The following is an 18,435-nucleotide window of genomic DNA, read 5'->3' as shown; positions in this document are numbered from 1 at the left end:
GTACGACCTGCATTCGAACCGCGCCTGAACCGCGCTGAATCAGCGTTTGAGCGCCGCGATCCGCGCCGCCGCCGCAAGCCACTCCTGGTCGAGTTGCTCGACCAGTTCGGCGGCGCCCAGACCTTCGCGGCGCTTGCGGCCAAGCGGTGTACCCTGGCCCGACCAGAGCGACAGATAGTCCGCGTTTTCCGCACGGCTCGCGGTTTGACGCAGTTCCTGCGTCAAAGCGTTTTGCACCGGATACGGCGCGATCTTTTGCGCTGATTCGGTCAAGCGCTGCATCAGCGGATTGCGTATGCCGCGCGCATGGCGGCCGGTGATGGCGCGCGTGACGCTGGTCGCGGTGTCGGGCATCGAGCGCAAACGGTCTTTCCATGCCGGCGAGATCGCACTCTCCGCACATGTGATGAACGCACTGCCCATCATCGCCGCCTGAGCGCCCAGCGCCAGCGCGGCGGCCACACCGCGTCCGTCCATGATGCCGCCCGCCGCCAGCACCGGCAGGCCGGTCGCATCGGCAAGCTGCGGCACGAGCGCCATGGTGCCGATCAGCGCGTCTTCGAACGCGCCGATGAAGGTGCCGCGATGCCCGCCGGCTTCCGCGCCTTGCGCGACGATCGCGTCGGCCCCTGCGTCGCGCCATGCCTGCCCTTCGGCGACATGCGTCGCGGTGCCTATTACATATAGACCCGCCGCGTGCAAACGCGCGACATCGTCTTTGGAGAGCAGCCCGAACGTGAAGCTGGCCACCGGCACGCGCAATTCGATCAGCGTATCGAGTTGCGCGCGGAAGTCGGGCGCGTAGCGTTCGAGTGGGTGGTCCGGCGCCAAACCGAGCTCCGCCCGTAACGGATCGATCGCCTCGAGCGCGCGGCGCACGGTCGCCTCGTCGGGCGTAGCGGTCTCCAGCACGAACAGATTGACGCCGAACGGACGATCCGTCAGCGCGCGAATCGCCGCCACTTCGCTTGCGATCTTCTCGGGCTGCAACGCCGCGCCGGCCAGAAATCCGAGCGCGCCCGCATTCGACACCGCCGCCACCATCGCCGGCGTGGTCGCGCCGCCGACCATCGGCGCCTGCACAACCGGCACCCGCATCCTGAAACGTTCGGCAAACGGCGTCACAAAACTGCCTTCACTCATGATCGATTCCTTTTCCCACAAGACCCTCGCAGCACAGGCGAGCAGATACGCCTGACTGTACCCAGCCGCGCTGCAACGGAAAAATGAATTATCGAGAATGTTTCAATCGTCTTACGAGATTGCCGCGCTGCGTGGGTCGCTGTCAGGCCCCGCGGAGCCTCGCTGCACGGCGTTTCTTTTGATGGCAAACTGAGCGCCCGCTTCAGGCACTCGAGCCTTTGGCATTCAATCAGACCGGCCTCGCACAGCGAACGGTGCGCAGGTCAATGGAGAGCAACATGAGCACGACTTCCCGATGGATCGATATCCCCGCCGGCAACGACAGCTTCGGCGGCTATCTGGCGCTGCCCAAGGGCGGCAAGGGACCGGCCGTCATCATCATCCAGGAGATCTTCGGCGTGAACAGCCACATCCGCTCGGTCGCGGATCAGTATGCGCAAGACGGCTACATCGCACTCGCGCCGGACATCTTCTGGCGCACGCAGCCGCGCGTCGAACTGACCTATGAGGGCGCCGACCGCAACAAGGGCATCGAGTTGCTGCAGAAGACCAACGTCGACCTGGCGGTCGCGGATATCGGCGCGGCCGCCGCGGCGCTGCGCGCGATGCCGGAAGTGACCGGCAAGATTGCCGCGATCGGTTTCTGCTTCGGCGGCCAACTCGCCTATCTGGCGGCAGCGCAAGGCTCGCTCGACGGTGCGGTCGCCTATTACGGCGGCGGCATCCAGAACAAGCTCGACCAGGCCGCGAAGATCAAAGTGCCGATGCAATTCCACTACGGCGAACTCGACGCGCATATTCCGCTGTCGGCGGTGGGCCAGATCCAGGAGCGCTTCGCGGGCCGCACGGATGCGGAATTCAACATCTATCCGAACGCCGATCACGGCTTCAACTGCTCGGACCGCGCGTCGTACAACCAGCATGCGGCAGCGCTGGCGCACGGCCGCACGCTGACCTTCCTCGGCGAACGTCTGTAACTCGCGGATTTAACTCGCGGGCTATAACCCGCGGGCTATAACCCGGTTACTCTCTCGAAAGACGGCGCGCATCCGGTGCGCCGTCTTCCCCAGTACGCTGGCATGAATCGGGAACGACGGCACATCCGGCGCAGCAGTTCATCACGCCGCCATGCAATCGGCACGGTTCCAACACTCGATAGCGAGGGCTCATCCGTCGTGCATTCAGACTATCTCGCCTATGACGCCATCGGCCTCGCCGAACTGGTTAGCACCCGCGAAGCAAGCGCGCGTGAATTGCTGGATATCGCGATCTCACGCACCGAGGCCGTCAATCCCGCGATCAATGCGATTGTCCTGAAGGACTACGACGCGGCGCGTCAACGCGCATCGCGCGACGACGCGAACAGGGCGAATGGCGCGCATAGCGCGGATCGCAGGGCCGACGGAATCGGGCAAGGCGCGCTGGCAGGCGTGCCCTTTCTGATCAAGGATCTGGGCGCATCGGTCGCCGGGCTGCGCATGGCGATGGGCAGCCGTCACTATCGCCACTTCATTCCCACCGAGGACGCGCCGGTCGTCGCGCTCGCCAAAGCGGCCGGGCTCAACATCTTCGCCAAGACCAGCACGTCTGAACTCGGTCAGATGCCTTATACGGAGCCCGAACTGTTCGGCGCGTGCCGCAATCCGTGGAATCTCGACCACACGCCAGGCGGCTCCAGCGGCGGCGCGGCGGCGGCGGTCGCCGCGGGCATCGTGCCGCTCGCGCATGCGTCCGACGGCGGCGGTTCGATCCGTATTCCCGCTTCGTGCTGCGGACTGTTCGGCCTCAAGCCGTCGCGCGGACGGGTGCCGCGCGCGACGCCGACCGCCGCCGTCGGCGAGCTCGGCATCGACCACGCGGTATCGCGCAGCGTGCGCGACAGCGCATTGCTGCTCGATTTGCTCGGCGGCAACGCGGACCGGCCGGCCGGCGCGCCGGGCACCTTCCTGAGCGCCGCGCGCGAGCCATGCAAGCCGCTGAACATCGCGTACGTCACCGAACCGATGCTCGCGCCGTCGTTATCCGCCGACGCGCGCGCCGCACTCGAGGACGCCGCGCAACTCGCGAGTTCGCTGGGTCATAACATCGAGCCGGTCTCGCTCGGCATCGATTTCGCGGCAGTCCGGCATGCGTTCCTGACGATCTGGTCGGTAACAGCCGAAGACCTGGTGCTGAACGCCGATCGCATCACCGGCCGCAAACCGCTGCGCACGGAGTTCGAAATTTCGACGTGGGCGATGGCGCACGTCGGCCGCAAGCTGGGTGAACGCGGACTGCCCGCCGCGCTGGAAGAACAGCGCCGCATCACCGAACGGCTCACCGGTCTGCTGAGCCGCTACGACGTGATTCTGTGCGCGACGCTCGCCGCCGCGCCGATCAAGATCGGCGAAATGCAGCCCACCTCCGTGGAGCGCATGCAGATGCGCGCCATCACCGCGATGCCGCTCGAACCGCTGATGAAGAAGATGCTCACCGAAGCGTCGAACAAAGCGTTCGCGTGGGCCGGCTGCACGGAAGTGTTCAATCTCAGCGGCCAGCCGGCGATGTCGATGCCGCTTTACTGGAATGCGCGCGGACTGCCGGTCGGCGTGCAGTTCGCCGCGCGTGACGGCGGCGAAGCAACCCTGCTGCGCCTTGCCGCGCAACTCGAAGCGGCGCGGCCGTGGTTCGACAAGCGGCCGCCGTTGATGCAGGCGCGCAGCTAGAGAGGGCGCCGTCGAAAAGCCGCCGCTAAAAGCTCCCTTCAGGCAGGCTTGCGCCGCGCGTCGAGATCCGCGTGGCGCTTACCGGGGATGCAGGCCACTGCGACGATCGACAGCGCCAGTCCGCCCATCACGTAGTAAGTCGGTGCGAGCGGCGAACCGGTCGTGTTGATGAGCCACGTCACAATGAAAGGCCCAAAGCCGCCGAACAGCATCACCGCGATGTTGTACGCGAGCGATAAGCCAATCGAGCGCACGTTCGCTGGAAACAGTTCGGCGATCAACGCGCCGAACGGACCGTAGTAGCCGGACAGCGTGATCGACAGAAGCGCCTGCACGAGAATCAGTTTCGACACGGTCGGCTCCGCCGCGAGCCACGCGAACAGCGGGTAAATGATCACGAGCGTCAGCACCAGCGACCACAGCGAAAGCCCCTTGCGCCCGATCCTGTCGGACCATGCGCCGGTCAGCGGCGAGAGCACGGTCAACAGCAGATTGCCGACGATCACCGCGTAAAAAGACTGCGCGTAGGGCAGCTTCAGTTGCTTGACCGCGAAAGTCGGCAGGTAGCTGATCAGCACATAGATCGTCACGGTGAGCGCGATCACCGCGCCGAGTCCACACAGAATCTCGCGGCTATGGCTGCTGAACACTTCGCGCAGCGTCGCGCGGCGCGCGGTTTTTTGCGCATGCAGAAACGCTTCCGAATCGGCGAGATTCCGGCGGATGTAGAAGCCGATCGGCCCGATGATCAAGCCGAGAATGAACGGTACACGCCAGCCCCACGATTTCAGCGTTTCGGGCGGCAAGCCGCGTGTGATCAACGCGCCCACCACCGCGCCGAGCAGCAGTGCCGCGGCCTGGCTCGCCATCTGCCAGCTGCCGTAAAAGCCGCGTTTCGAGAACGGCGCGGCTTCGATCAGCAACGCCGTCGAACTGCCGAATTCGCCGCCGGCGGAAAAGCCTTGCAGCAGACGCCCCAGCACGATCATCAAAGGCGCGCCAATGCCGATGGCCGAGTATGGCGGCGCGATCGCCAGCAGCAGAATGCCGAGCGTCATCAGCGCGATAACGAGCGACAACGCCGCTTTGCGTCCCGCGCGATCCGCATAGAGTCCGAGTACGATGCCGCCGACCGGCCGCATGAAGAACGCGACGCCGAAGGTCGCGGTGGTGAGCAGCAACGATGAATAATCGTTGCCCACCGGGAAGAACAACTGGGTAATCACCACCGTCATGAAACCGAACACGGTGAAGTCGTACCACTCGAGCGCATTGCCGATCACGGCCGCCGCGACTGCCCGTGTATTGAGGCTCCTTGACGCTAGTGCCATTCGAATCTCCAGCCTGCGAAAAGTGTCCCGCGGTGCGTCGCGTGTGCGTGAGCGTATGAGAGAAAAACTGTGCTCGCCCACGCAATCGCATTGGAGTGTAAAGAGCGCGCAAGCTGTTTTCAAGCAACAAAAAGGCGTCTGTCGCGGGTTGCGGCAGACGCCTCGATGATCGAACTGCAATCCGAACTTCAATCGCGCGCGGGCATGTTGCGGCGCACTTACCGCGACACTTAACGTATACGCGGCCCGGACGCTATCAGGCCTTCTTGTTATATGCGCTGCACCAACCCTTGACCGCGACCTGCTTGCCGGGGAACATCGGGCAGCCGGCGTAGGCGTCGGTGGGCTTGCCTTGATAGAAGCTGCAATTGCCGCAGTCCTGGCCCGGCGCGTACTTCGCGAACTTGGCCTTGTCGACTTTGCTGGCGTCTTCCTTGTAGCCGAGCGCTTGCGCGGTCGGATCGGATTCGGCGACCTTCGGCGCGTCGGCAAAAGCCTGGCGCGACAGTGCAAAGCTGGATGCAACACCGATGCTGGTGATCAAAAACGTACGACGGGATGATTTCATGGGGACTCTCTCCATTTATAGAACTGATCGCCGTTCTGATGACAGCGGTTCCCAAGGATAGCAATGAAGCCGCCGCGCGTGACGACTCAAATGATAGAGATAACCGAATTAGTACTGCGCGCGCCCGCCTATCGGGCGCGGCGTGCCGGATAGGCGCGCGGATGCAAATGCCTGATGAAAACCCGGGGTGGAAACTCGGGTGGAAACTCGCGTGGCAAGCTCGGGAGGCCTGCTCAGGTGGCCAGGCTCAGGTGGCCAGGCTCGGGTGGCCAGGCTCGGGTGGCCAGGCTCGGGTGGCCAGCTATCACGCGCGGCCGCTCAGTTCGCAGACGCGCTGCGCAATCGCCAACGACGCCGTCAACCCTGGCGACTCGATGCCGAACAGGTTGACGAGCCCGCGTACGCCATGCGCGGCCGGACCCTGGATCACGAAGTCCGCGGCCGGCTCGCCCGGGCCGGACAGCTTCGGACGGATTCCCGCATAGGCCGGTTGCAACGCGCCGTCCGGCAGCGCGGGCCAGTACGCGCGGATCGCCGCATAGAACGACTCCGCGCGGTGCGGATCGACATCGTAATTGATCGCATCGACCCATTCGACGTCGGGACCGAAACGCGTCTGCCCGCCGAGGTCGATCGTCAGATGCACGCCCAGGCCGGCTTCGTTCGGCATGGGGTAGATCAGACGGCTGAACGGTGCGCGGCCCGAAATGCTGAAGTAATTACCGCGCGCGAGATAGAGCGGCGGTACATGGCGCGCATCGAGCCCGCGAATCTTGCGGGCCAGCGCGTTCGCGTGCAAACCGGCGCTGTTGATGACGCAGGCGGCGCTGATGGTGGTCGGCGCACCGCCGCCCACCTTGATGACGAAGCGGCCGTTGCTCGCCTCGATCGCTTCGACCGGCGCGTGGAAGGCGCACACCGCGCCGTTGCGTTCCGCGTCGCCCTGAATCGCCAGCATCAGCTGATGACTGTCCACAATGCCGGTCTGCGGCGAAAACACCGCCTCGACACATTCGAGCGCCGGCTCGAGCGCCTGCGCCTGGTCGCCGGTGATCCGCATCAGGTCGAGCACACCGTTCTCGCGGCCCTTCGCCATGATGCTTTCAAGCTGCGGAATCTGATTGCGCGAAGTCGCGACCAGCAGCTTGCCGCAGCGGGAATGCGGCACGTTGTGCTCGGCGCAATAGTCGTACAGCATCTCGCGGCCGCGCACGCACAACGCCGCTTTCAGCGAGCCACGCGGATAGTAGATCCCCGCGTGAATCACTTCGCTATTGCGCGAGCTGGTGCCCACGCCGATCGCTTCGGCCGCTTCCAGCACGATCACTTCGCGCCCGCGCGCCGCCAGGGCGCGCGCCACGGCGAGGCCGACCACACCCGCGCCGATCACTACACATTCGATTTGATCCATATCCCTTGGCGCGGCCGACTCCACCGCGCACTGCCTCGTTCACCCGATAAAGATGAAGACGGGATGCGGCTACCGAGTGCCGCACACCGCTCGCTGTCGAATGCACCTGCCCACACCTCAAAATTGTACGACGCTGCACAGACACAAATGCCCGCAGTCGAAAACGGCTGCGGGCATTCGGTCTTGAGCGGGTCTTGAGCATGTGGGCCGGACAGAATCAGTGTACGCCGTCCACAGTCGCCGCGCTCGATTCTTCATGCTCGCGATGGGCGCGCCGCGCCGCTCGCGCCTCGCTCCGCGTGCTGACGCCTTGACGCGACGCGCCCGCCACGTCGGCCTGCCCGTTTGCGCGCTTCGGCATCAACGCGCAATTGGAAACAATTGCCACGACATTCACCCTGTTTTGAGTATGGATTCCGTGAATTGAGGCAATTAAAGGCCGCCCGAAGGCAGCCCGGATGCCTGAAACAGGCCAAAAAACATCAAAAAACATCAAAAACCGATCGGTTTTCGGCGATTTCCGTGGTCCAGTCGAATGTCGCCGGCTTCAATCCGATCGCGTCCGCCGATGCGCGCCGCGCCGAAGCCATTGAGAATCGCGCGCCGCATTTCGCGCGGTGATGCCCGCTTCAGCGCATCGAGCGCGGCGTCGCCCAGCTCGGCGGGAAAACGCAAGCCCCAGGCGTGCGCCGAGCGGATTTCGTCGTAGATCGACTGCGCGATGCGGCGCGCCCCGTCCTGGTCCGGCGGCGGAATCTCGTACACGTTCATCCGGTTCAGGATCGGCTCGGGAATCGAACGCTCGTCATTCGCTGTCGCGATCCAGATCACGTGGCCCGCATTGATCGGAATCTCGGCGAATTCATCGATGAAGGCCTGCGCCGTATCGTGTTCGAGCAGCGCATAGAGCGCGCCGAGCGGATCGTATTGCGAATCGCCCGTGGCCTTGTCGATTTCGTCGACGGCGATCACGGGGTTCGCGTAGCTGCCGTTCACCAGCGCCTCGAACACCTTGCCCGGCTTCGCGTTCTTCCACTGCGACGAGGCGCCCGACAGAATCCACCCCGCCGTCAACGAACTCATCGCCACGTATTGATAGGCGGTGCCCAGCAGGCGCGCCAACTGCTTCGCAAAATGCGTCTTGCCGATGCCGGGGTCGCCGAGCAGCAGGATCGGCATCAGTTCGAGCCGGTCTTCGGTCTCGAGGCACAAGGCGACCTGCTTGCGGATATCGTCGAGCGGCTCGGAGAAGTTGGGCAGCGCGTCGATCAGATCGTCGATCGAGGGCATCCGGTTCGGCTTGACGCAAAAGCGCAGGTTGCCGGTCTTCAGCATCTTTTCGTACGTGGCGCGCAGCGCCTCGTTCGCGCCTTCGCCGAGATCGTTCAGCGCGGCTTCGACCCGATCGAGGTCGTACACCTGACTGAAAGACGCCACGGCGATTTCCTGTTTGACCACTGCTGTTGTCATAGCTCACCCCGTCTGGCTGGCCCTGCTGCAGCGGCACCCTGCCGGGCGCCGTTTCAAGTCCAGTGTAACGAGGCCATATCCACGTGCAAGCCAGCAGTCGTGCGGCTCTGCTGCTAACAACGGGTTGTGTTCCGCGACGCCCCGGAGGAAGTCCCCTTGGGGGATTCGCAGCCCCATGTGAAATTCGTTGTTGCTGAACCCGGCCCCCATTGAAGTGTCAGAAAAGCGTTCTGTCTATCAGGCGTAAGATGGCCGTCTGACTACTCGGGCGGACGCCGTCCCGGACGCAGTGCCCCGGAGAATCTTCTATGTGGAAAACCAGTATCGTGGCCGTGCTGCTCGGCACTTCGCTGCTTGCACATGCGCAACAACGGCCGGTGCAGCAGATCGTGCAATGGCAGTTGCAGGTGATGCGCGACGGCCAGCAGATCGACGCATTCGACGGCACCACGACCGTCGGCCAGGCGCGCACCGATACCCATCACAAGATCGTGCAGCACAATGTCGGTTGCAAGGATCAGCCCGCCGGCAACATCGATCTGGCGCGCACGCTGACGGTTTCGCCGCTGCAAGCGGATGCGAACGAGGTCACGCTGTCGATCGAAGCGCAGGAAACCTTCGAGGAAAACACCCCGCAGCAAACCGACACCGGCTGCAAGCTGCCGCCGCAACCGCGTCAGGTGAGCGCGAGCCATCCGGGTCTGAAGGTGCCGGCCAGCCAGTGGACCAGTTGGACGATCGTCGACAAGAACCCGAATCTGGTCTACCGCGTGCGTGCGAGCCTCGCGAATAGCGCAAGCGCAAATTGAAGCGAATCACTGCAGCGGATAACTGAAGCCCTCAAACAGAACACGTGGATAACGCGGCATGCGAAACCCCGAAGAATTGATCCGCGAGAGCATAGCGCCCAAGGATTTCATTGCGGTGAGCTGGAACCTGCATAAAGGCCGCACGCCGCTTGGTTTTCAAGCCTGGAAGGCGATGCAGCGCTGGGTTCAGTCGACCCATGCGGACGCGTACTTTCTACAGGAAGCGATGGCGCGGCGCATGCCGTCGCCGGTGCTGTCATCCGGATTCGGCGCACCGCTCACGGCCGATCCTTTGAGCGATGTCTGGCACTGCCAGGCCACCGAGATTGCGCGCGCGCTGGAGCTGGAAATCGCGCTCGGGCCGAATGTGTTCAAGCCGTCGTGGCGGCACGGCAATGCGATCCTGTCGCCGCATCCGCTCGATCTCGGCGGACGCTGGGATATCTCCGCGCATCGCTTCGAGAAGCGCGGTTTGCTGGTGGCACGAGCAACCTTTGGCGGCCATTCGGTCACGCTGCTGTGCGCGCACCTGGCGCTCACGCGCTCGGCGCGTTTGCGGCAGATGAACTGGATCGCCCACTGGATCGCGAAGGAAGCGCCGGAGGGTCCGCTGGTGCTCGCCGGCGACTTCAACGACTGGCGCAATGACTCGGTGCCGCTCTTCCGCGAGCATGGCTTGCACGAAGTAGCGACGTTGCTCGGCGAATCGGGCCGCACGTTCCCGGCCTTCTCGCCGGCCCTCGCGCTCGACAAGATGTTCGTGCGCGGCATGCAGCCGATCGAATGGATCCAGCCGACCCAGGAAACGGCGTGGCTGTCGGATCACCTGCCGTATATGGCGCGCTTGCGGGTCGAATGAGTTGCGAGGGCGGCAGCGATTTCACATGGGTTTGCCAGTTTCATCAGCAGGGTCAATGCTGCGCCGCACGGCGGGTTTCGGTATCATTCTGAAAATGTTGCCCGCGCGGCGCGCCTATCCGGCGCATGCAGGGCAGCCGATGGCAGCCGCCCTGCGCGGCTTTCGCCCATCGCCGTACCCTTGCTGAAGCGCGGCTGCATCCACGCCAACGTACTTCGCGGCGCCCGATTGTATCGACAGCTGGCGCCGACGCTTCGAGGTCCGGTAGCCCGTTTGACCACAGTTATCGCGCTCAACCTCCACGCCGCAGCCCTCAGGCAGCAGGCGCGGTAAAATAGCTGATTACGCGTGATTCCCGACCACGGGTTAGCGCAGCATTGCCCTTGCCGTGCCGGCCGGCTAAAACGACTGGCCGCCTTTGTTTTCGCACTATCCAAGAAGCCATGAGCAACCTGAATCCACAAACCGTCCTGAGCGTCCATCACTGGACCGATACGCTTTTCAGCTTCACCTGCACGCGCGATCCGTCGTTCCGTTTCGAAAACGGCCAGTTCACGATGGTGGGCCTCGAAGTCGAAGGCAAGCCGCTGATCCGCGCCTACAGCCTCGCGAGCGCGAACTATGAAGAGCACCTCGAATTCCTGAGCATCAAGGTGCAGGACGGCCCGCTCACGTCGCGTTTGCAGCATCTGAAGGTCGGCGACGAAGTCCTGATCGGCAAGAAGCCGGTCGGCACGCTGATGGCCGACAACCTGCTGCCGGGCAAGACGCTATGGCTGTTGTCCACCGGCACGGGTCTCGCGCCGTTCATGTCGATCATCAAGGATCCGGACATTTATGACCGCTACGAGCGCGTGATCCTGACGCACACCTGCCGTTTCGTCGACGAGCTGGCGTACAAGGAATACATCACGGATCACCTGCCGGCTCACGAACATCTGGGCGAACTGGTGCAGGAAAAGCTGCTGTACTACCCGACCGTCACGCGCGAAGCGTTCCAGAACCGCGGCCGCATCACCGAACTGATCGAAACCGAAAAGCTGTTCGCCGACCTCGGCGTGCCAGGCTTCTCGCTCGAAAACGACCGCGTGATGCTGTGCGGCAGCCCGCACATGCTGCGCGACACGCGCGAACTGCTGGACAAGCTGGGCTTCCAGGAAGGCAGCAACAACTCGCCGGGCCACTACGTGGTCGAAAAGGCGTTTGTGGGCTGAGCCGGACGTCCCGATCCGCGGCCGCCGCCGCGTACTCAGCAGAAAGGAGCCTTCGGGCTCCTTTTTTATTGCGTCTGAAGTCAGAATGGCCAACAACCACGCACGAGGGAAACGCGTGTGAACCCTCGCCGACGCCGAAGGCCTCGCCATCTCCGTCGTCCTGAAAGAGTGGCGCACCGATGCGCCGACCCTGCGCCACCCGTGGCGGCTGCGCCGCGCGCCCGCCGAATGACGGCCCGAGCCACATACGTTCTGCCGTTACAAATGCCGTTATATGTTTTGACATTTTTCGTCGGAATTATTCCTACAAGCACGACCTTGCCATACATCACCCATTGCGTGAGATTTAGGCGCTAACCCTTGGTGTACCTGCATTTTTTCTTTTTTTTGAGATATCATCGCGGCGCACGATCGGTCGCTTTGACATGCTTGTCGTCGTACGACCCGTTTGTTACCGAATGTAAATTCCGTTACGCCGCGCTGTAGCAATTTGCCCGCCGTGCCATTGGCATCGCGGGCATATCTGGAGGCCAGAGACTCGCATGCGTTCTTTCGTCTTCGCACCGCCGACGCACACTCGCTTCGCCGTTCGCACCGCTTCCTGAGAGGGAAAGTCATGGATACGTCGACTGTCGTCCCGTTCAGTGCGCACATTCCGCCCTCTCTGGGTCGTGATGGAGTCGTTGCGGCCGCGGCGGGCTCGTTCGCGGCCGACGTCACGGCCCGGCACGCCGCTTCAGCCCCAGTTTCGACGTCCGCGTCACTTCACCGTCGCGCCGCGCAGCAATCCGCGCCGCCATCCGCCGCCGAGCGCGAACTGGCGCGGCTGCACGCTCGCGTGCGCGAACTGTCGGCCGAACTCGTGCAGGCGCAGGAAGCGGCCTGCCGCCACGTGGCGCGCGAACTGCATGACAGCGTGGGCGCCGAGCTGACCGCCACGCGCTTTGCGCTCGCCAGCGTCGAGACCTGGCTGCCCGCCGACGCGCCGCCGCAATGCGCCGCCGCGCTCGAAGTCGCGAACCGTTCGCTCGACGCTGTCTGCATCGCGAGCCGCCAGGCCGTGGCGGAGCTGCATGCGCCGTCGCTGGATGCCGGCATCGTCGGCGCGCTGGCGCAATGGACCGGCGACTTCGCCACGCGCACCCAGTTGCGCACAAGTTTGGTCTGCGCCGCCGACGTGCGGCTCACACGCCTGCCCGCCGACGCGACGCTCGCCGTGTTCCGGGTCGCCCAGGAAGCGCTGAACAATATCGCCAGGCACGCGCGCGCCGAGGCCGCCGACGTGCGGCTCGAAACCAGCCGCCGTCATCTGACGCTGATCGTCAGCGACGACGGCATCGGCTTGACGCGCAACGCCCGCGCCCGCCGCGGCCATTTCGGCCTGAGCGGCATGCGGGCGCGCTGCGCCGCCTTCGACGGCACGTTGCGCATCGGCAGCGCCCGGCGCAGCGGCGGCCGCCGTGGCGAGAGCGGCAAGGAGATGCGCGGCACTGCCGTGTACGCACGCTTTGCGTGGGACGCGATGCTGGCGAGCGCGCCGGACGCCGACCGCCGCGCGCTTCAATCGTGAGTACGCCGTCATGAGCCTGCGCATCCTGCTCGCCGACGACCACGCGGTGGTCCGCCAAGGCGTCCGCCAGTTGCTGCTCGACCGCGGCGTGGCGCGCGAAGTCACCGAGGCGCAAAGCGGCGCCGAAGCGCTCGACGAAGTCGCCAAACACAGCTACGACGTGGTGTTGCTCGACATTTCGCTGCCCGACATGAACGGCGTCGAAGTGCTCAAGCGTCTGAAGCGCAAGGCGCCGCGCGTGGCCGTACTGATGTTCTCGATGTACCGCGAGGACCAGTACGCCGTGCGCGCCTTGAAGGCGGGCGCCGCCGGCTACCTGTCGAAAACCGTCGACGCCGCGCAGATGATCGGGGCGATCCAGCAGGTCGCGGCGGGCCGCAAATACGTCAGCCCGGCGATGGCCGAAGCGCTGGCCGATTACGTCTCATTCGACGGCGAGCAATTGCCGCACGAAAAGCTCTCCGATCGCGAATATCAGACGCTCTGCATGCTGGCGTCGGGCAAACGGCTGACCGACATCGCCACGGCGCTATCGTTGTCGGTGAAGACGGTCAGCGTGTACCGGACCCGGCTGCTCGAAAAGATGAAGCTGCGCAACAACGCGGAGCTGACCTTCTATGTGATGAGCAACCGTCTCGTCGACCTGAATCCGGCGATGACGGGCTGAGGCCGGTCGCCTTCCTCCCACCGCACGGCGCCTGAAAGCACTGTCCCAAAACGGTGCAACGGCGCGCATCCGTTAAAATCGCGGGTTTCCCGACATTCGGCGCGCAAGATGCGTGCACTACTGGAGACCACCGCCAATGTCCCTGTTTCGCAAGAAGAGCGTCGAGCACATGCTCGCGGCGAGCGCTCAGAGCGCCGGCCTCAAGAAAGCGCTCGGCGCACTCGATCTAACCTTCCTCGGGGTGGGCGCCATCATCGGCACCGGCATTTTCGTGCTGACCGGCACGGGCGCGGTCCAGGCCGGCCCGGCACTGATGATCTCGTTCCTGATCGCGGCGCTCGCGTGCGGCTTTGCAGCGCTCGCCTACGCCGAATTCGCGTCGACCATTCCGGTTGCGGGCTCCATCTACACGTACTCGTACGCGACGCTCGGCGAGCTGGCCGCGTGGATCATCGGCTGGGACTTGATGCTCGAGTATGGGCTGGCGACTTCGGCCGTGTCAGTCGGCTGGTCGGGCTACCTGCAATCGTTGCTGTCGGGCTTTGGCGTGACGCTGCCGGTGGTCCTGTCGGCGGCGCCAGGCGCTTTACCCGGCCACGAGACGCTCTTCAATCTGCCCGCGTTCCTCGTGATGATAGCGATCACTGCGCTGTTGTCAGTCGGCGTGCGCGAATCCGCGCGGATCAACAACATCATGGTGGCGATCAAGGTTGTCGTGGTGCTGCTGGTGATTGCAGTCGGCGTATTTCACGTGACGCCGGCCAACTGGCATCCGTTCATGCCGAACGGCTGGAACGGCGTATTCGGCGCTGCGGCGGTGATGTTCTTCGCGTTCATCGGCTTCGATTCGGTTTCTTCCGCCGCGGAGGAAGTGAAGAATCCCAGGCGCGATCTGCCGATCGGGATCATTGCGTCGCTGGGCGTGTGCGCGGTGTTGTACGTGGCCGTGGCGGCCGTGGTCACGGGGATCGTGCCGTCAGCGCAGTTCGCCAATATTTCGCACCCGGTGTCTTACGCGTTACAGGTGGCGGGTCAGAAGTGGGTGGCCGGTTTTATCGACCTTGGCGCCGTGCTGGGCATGCTGACGGTGATTCTGGTGATGGCTTATGGCCAGACGCGGGTGATCTTCGCGATGTCGCGGGACGGGTTGTTGCCTGCGCGGCTTTCGCGCGTGCATCCGAAGTTTGCTACGCCGTTCTTTACTACGTGGATGGTGGGGATTTTCTTTGGCTTGATTGGCGCGCTGGTGCCGTTGAACGTGTTGGCTGAGCTGATCAACATCGGCACGTTGGCCGCGTTTTCGATGGTGTCGATTGCAGTTCTCGTCATGCGGAAGACGCATCCCGAGTTGCCTCGCGCGTTTCGCTGCCCCGGCGTGCCGGTTGTGCCGGTGCTGGCCGTGGCGTCCTGTCTGTTTCTGATGGTCAATCTTCAGGCGGTGACCTGGGCGGCGTTTGTGGTTTGGCTTCTCATTGGCATGGTTATTTATTTTGGTTATTCACGCCGGAATTCGAAATTAGCGCAGGCGTGCTGAGGTTCTGGTTTTCTCCCTTGGCGGCCGCACTGGTCTATGTGCCTGCGGCCCGCGCAAAAAAACCAACACACTTCCCCTCATAGCGCCACCGCCCGATTTGTGCTTTACTTTTCGCCAGACCCATAAAAAAGAGAAAAACCCCGCATCGGACCCCACGAACTGGCAGCCGAAGGCAAGAAACAAAAAGGTCCGATCTCACCCCATCAGGAGACACTCCATGGCGATCAGCATCAGTCTGACGGTGAACGGCGCGCCCATCAGCGCATCAATCGAACCTAACACCCTGCTTGTCCAGTTCCTTCGCGATCAACTCCGCCTGACGGGCACGCACATCGGTTGCGATACGGCCCAGTGCGGCGCATGCACGGTCCACCTGAACGGCCGCGCGATCAAATCCTGCAATATCCTCGCGGTCCAGGCCGAGGGCGCAGAAGTCACCACCATCGAAGGGCTCGCGAAAGACGGCGCCCTGCATCCGATGCAAGCGGCTTTCAAACACTGTCATGGCTTGCAGTGCGGCTTCTGCACGCCGGGCATGGTGATGAGCGCCATCCCGCTCGTGCAACGCCAGCCCGACCTCACCGGCGACGAGGTGCGCGCCGAGCTCGACGGCAATCTGTGCCGCTGTACGGGATATCACAACATCGTCAAAGCCGTGCTCGAAGGCGCGGCCGGTATGAAGTCCTCCGGCACGGCCCACGCCGGCGCGTCGGCCACCGCCCAAGCAACCGCCTGAGGAGCCGACGATGAACGCACCCGAAACGCATCGCCTGATCGGCGCATCCGTAGAACGTAAGGAAGACTATCGGTTCCTGACCGGCAACGGCCAATATACCGACGACGTCGTCCTGCCCCAGCAAACCTACGCCGTGTTCCTGCGCTCGCCGCACGCACACGCGAAAATCAACAGCATCGATACCACCGCGGCCAAACAGGCGCCCGGCGTGATCGCGATCTTCACCGGCGCGGACATGGCCGCCGACAACGTCAGCGGCCTGCCGTGCGGCTGGCTGATCCACAGCATCGACGGCAAGCCGATGAACGAGCCGCCTCATCCGGTGATCGCGCATACGAAAGTGCGCCACGTCGGCGACCAGGTCGCGCTCGTGATCGCCGATTCGCTCAAGGCCGCGAAAGACGCCGCCGAACTGATCGAGGTCGACTACGACGTGCTGCCCGCCGTCGTCGACACCGCGCATGCAGCGGACCCCGGCCAACCGGCGGTCCACGACGAAGTACCTGGCAACGTCTGCTACAACTGGGGCCACGGCGACAAAGCCGCGACCGACGCCGCGTTCGCCAAAGCCGCGCACGTCACCACGCTCGACATCGTCAACAACCGCCTGATTCCGAACGCGATCGAACCGCGCGCGGTCAACGCGAGCTATTCGCCGCAAGACGACAGCTACACGGTCTACGTCGCGAATCAGAATCCGCACGTGGAGCGCTTGCTGATGGCAGCGTTCGTGCTGTCGCTGCCGGAATCGAAACTGCGCGTCATCGCGCCGGACGTCGGCGGCGGCTTTGGGTCGAAGATCTTCCTGTACGCCGAAGACGTCGCGCTCACGTGGGCCTCGAAGAAGATTCGCCGTCCTGTCAAATGGACCGCCGAGCGCTCGGAAGCGTTCGTGTCGGATGCGCACGGCCGCGATCACGTGACCAAAGCCGAACTGGCCATGGATGCCGACGGCAAGTTCCTCGCCATGCGCATCCATACGATCGCCAACATGGGTGCGTATCTGTCGACGTTCGCGTCGAGCGTGCCGACCATCCTGTACGCGACGCTGCTCGCCGGACAGTACACGACGCCCGCCATCTATGCCGAGGTGAAAGCGGTCTTCACCAACACCGTTCCCGTCGACGCGTATCGCGGCGCGGGCCGTCCCGAAGCGACGTATGTCGTCGAGCGTCTGGTCGAAACCGCCGCGCGCGAGATGAAGCTCGATCCGACCGAAATCCGTCGCCGCAATTTCATCCGCACCTTTCCGTATGCGACGCCGGTCGGCCTCACCTACGATACCGGCGACTACGACACGATCCTCGCGCGCGCGCTCGAACTCGCGGACGTAAAAGGCTTCGAAGCCCGCAAGCAGGAATCCGCAAGGAACGGCAAGCGCCGCGGCCTCGGCTACTCGTGCTACATCGAAGCCTGCGGACTGGCGCCGTCGAACATCGCGGGTGCATTGGGCGCACGCGCGGGGCTGTTCGAAGTCGGCCAGATTCGCGTGCATCCGACCGGCACGGTCACCGTGTTCACCGGCTCGCACAGTCATGGCCAGGGCCACGAGACGACCTTCGCGCAAGTGGTCGCGGACCGGCTCGGCATTGCGCTGGAAAGCGTCGAGATCGTGCACGGCGACACTGGCCGCATTCCGTTCGGCATGGGCACTTATGGTTCGCGCTCGATCGCGGTTGGCGGCTCGGCGATCATGAAGGCGCTCGACAAGGTCGAAGCCAAGGCGAAGAAAATCGCCGCGCATCTGCTCGAAGCCGCGGTGGAAGACATCGAGTTCAAGGACGGCGTATTCCGCGTCGCGGGCACCGATCGCACCAAGGCGTTCGCCGACATCTCGCTCGCCGCTTATGTGCCGCACAACTACCCGCTCGACGTGCTCGAACCGGGCCTCGAGGAAAGCGCGTTCTACGATCCGAGCAACTTCACATATCCGGCGGGTGCGTATATCTGCGAGATCGAGGTCGATCCTGAGACGGGCGTCAGCCGGATCCAGCAGTTCACCGCGGTCGACGATTTCGGCAACGTGATCAACCCGATGATCGTCGAAGGCCAGGTGCATGGCGGACTGGCACAGGGCATCGGCCAGGCGATGCTGGAGCGCTGCGTGTACGACAACGAGAGCGGCCAGCTGCTGTCCGGCTCGTACATGGACTACGCGATGCCGCATGCGTCCGATCTGCCGGACTTCACCGTCGAAACCGCGAAGGGCACGCCGTGCACGCACAATCCGCTCGGTGTGAAAGGTTGCGGCGAGGCGGGGGCGATCGGCTCGCCGCCGGCGGTGATCAACGCGATCATCGACGCGCTCGCGCCGCTCGGCGTGACCGACCTGCAAATGCCGGCGACGCCGCATCGCGTGTGGTCCGCGATTCGCGCCGCGCAGCAACCCAACTGAGATTCTGAGCGGGAGCATTCGAC

16 protein-coding genes are annotated in these 18,435 nt (G+C 64.0%); 10 read left to right on the top strand and 6 right to left on the bottom strand.

Features of this window, described 5'->3' with window-relative positions; all coding sequences use genetic code 11:
* Positions 1-39 precede the first annotated feature (39 nt).
* Positions 40-1,143, bottom strand: coding sequence for an NAD(P)H-dependent flavin oxidoreductase (locus AC3WLT_RS30420; RefSeq protein WP_492595353.1), 1,104 nt, complete (start codon positions 1,141-1,143; stop codon positions 40-42).
* A gap of 278 nt (positions 1,144-1,421) precedes the next feature.
* Between AC3WLT_RS30420 and AC3WLT_RS30415 the strand changes: the two genes are divergently transcribed.
* Both AC3WLT_RS30415 and AC3WLT_RS30410 read left to right on the top strand, forming a co-directional pair.
* Positions 1,422-2,120, top strand: a complete 699-nt coding sequence (locus tag AC3WLT_RS30415) for a dienelactone hydrolase family protein (RefSeq protein WP_492595352.1) — start codon at positions 1,422-1,424, stop codon at positions 2,118-2,120.
* 198 nt (positions 2,121-2,318) lie between these two features.
* On the top strand, positions 2,319-3,848 hold the full coding sequence (locus tag AC3WLT_RS30410) for an amidase (RefSeq protein WP_492595351.1): 1,530 nt from the start codon (positions 2,319-2,321) through the stop codon (positions 3,846-3,848).
* A gap of 38 nt (positions 3,849-3,886) precedes the next feature.
* Here the strand turns inward: AC3WLT_RS30410 and AC3WLT_RS30405 are convergent, their stop codons facing one another.
* The 5 genes from AC3WLT_RS30405 to AC3WLT_RS30385 all read right to left on the bottom strand — a co-directional run bounded on the left by AC3WLT_RS30405 (position 3,887) and on the right by AC3WLT_RS30385 (position 8,628).
* Complete coding sequence (locus AC3WLT_RS30405) at positions 3,887-5,179, bottom strand: MFS transporter (RefSeq protein ID WP_492595350.1); 1,293 nt, start codon at positions 5,177-5,179, stop codon at positions 3,887-3,889.
* A gap of 256 nt (positions 5,180-5,435) precedes the next feature.
* The gene (locus AC3WLT_RS30400; protein ID WP_492595349.1) at positions 5,436-5,747 is read right to left on the bottom strand and encodes a high-potential iron-sulfur protein; all 312 of its coding nucleotides are present in this window, start codon (positions 5,745-5,747) and stop codon (positions 5,436-5,438) included.
* Between the two features lie 304 nt (positions 5,748-6,051).
* Complete coding sequence (locus AC3WLT_RS30395; protein WP_492595348.1) at positions 6,052-7,158, bottom strand: NAD(P)/FAD-dependent oxidoreductase; 1,107 nt, start codon at positions 7,156-7,158, stop codon at positions 6,052-6,054.
* A gap of 217 nt (positions 7,159-7,375) precedes the next feature.
* Entirely contained in the window at positions 7,376-7,546 is a 171-nt protein-coding gene (locus AC3WLT_RS30390) for a hypothetical protein (protein ID WP_492595347.1), read from the bottom strand.
* 104 nt (positions 7,547-7,650) lie between these two features.
* Positions 7,651-8,628, bottom strand: coding sequence for an AAA family ATPase (locus AC3WLT_RS30385; RefSeq protein ID WP_492595346.1), 978 nt, complete (start codon positions 8,626-8,628; stop codon positions 7,651-7,653).
* Between the two features lie 308 nt (positions 8,629-8,936).
* Between AC3WLT_RS30385 and AC3WLT_RS30380 the strand changes: the two genes are divergently transcribed.
* The 8 genes from AC3WLT_RS30380 to AC3WLT_RS30345 all read left to right on the top strand — a co-directional run bounded on the left by AC3WLT_RS30380 (position 8,937) and on the right by AC3WLT_RS30345 (position 18,412).
* Entirely contained in the window at positions 8,937-9,437 is a 501-nt protein-coding gene (locus AC3WLT_RS30380; protein WP_492595345.1) for a hypothetical protein, read from the top strand.
* 58 nt (positions 9,438-9,495) lie between these two features.
* On the top strand, positions 9,496-10,296 hold the full coding sequence (locus AC3WLT_RS30375; protein ID WP_492595344.1) for an endonuclease/exonuclease/phosphatase family protein: 801 nt from the start codon (positions 9,496-9,498) through the stop codon (positions 10,294-10,296).
* Positions 10,297-10,739: 443 nt separating this feature from the next.
* Complete coding sequence (locus AC3WLT_RS30370; RefSeq protein ID WP_492595343.1) at positions 10,740-11,510, top strand: ferredoxin--NADP reductase; 771 nt, start codon at positions 10,740-10,742, stop codon at positions 11,508-11,510.
* 616 nt (positions 11,511-12,126) lie between these two features.
* Positions 12,127-13,080 (top strand): sensor histidine kinase, encoded by a 954-nt coding sequence (locus AC3WLT_RS30365; protein WP_492595342.1) that lies wholly within the window; start codon positions 12,127-12,129, stop codon positions 13,078-13,080.
* 10 nt (positions 13,081-13,090) lie between these two features.
* Positions 13,091-13,747 carry a response regulator transcription factor RqpR gene (gene rqpR / locus AC3WLT_RS30360; RefSeq protein ID WP_492595341.1) on the top strand — a complete coding sequence of 219 codons (657 nt, stop codon included), beginning with the start codon at positions 13,091-13,093 and terminating at the stop codon, positions 13,745-13,747.
* A gap of 136 nt (positions 13,748-13,883) precedes the next feature.
* Positions 13,884-15,281, top strand: a complete 1,398-nt coding sequence (bcaP, locus tag AC3WLT_RS30355) for a branched-chain amino acid transporter BcaP (protein WP_492595340.1) — start codon at positions 13,884-13,886, stop codon at positions 15,279-15,281.
* Positions 15,282-15,498: 217 nt separating this feature from the next.
* Positions 15,499-16,017 (top strand): (2Fe-2S)-binding protein, encoded by a 519-nt coding sequence (locus AC3WLT_RS30350; protein ID WP_492595339.1) that lies wholly within the window; start codon positions 15,499-15,501, stop codon positions 16,015-16,017.
* Between the two features lie 10 nt (positions 16,018-16,027).
* Positions 16,028-18,412: a xanthine dehydrogenase family protein molybdopterin-binding subunit gene (locus AC3WLT_RS30345; RefSeq protein WP_492595338.1), complete on the top strand. Its 2,385-nt coding sequence runs from the start codon at positions 16,028-16,030 to the stop codon at positions 18,410-18,412.
* Positions 18,413-18,435: the final 23 nt, after the last annotated feature.

It is taken from the genome of Paraburkholderia sp. FW306-2-2C-D06C (genome assembly GCF_058781505.1).
The sequence above is the reverse complement of the archived record's forward strand: the minus strand, read 5'-3'. Positions and strand labels throughout refer to the sequence as shown.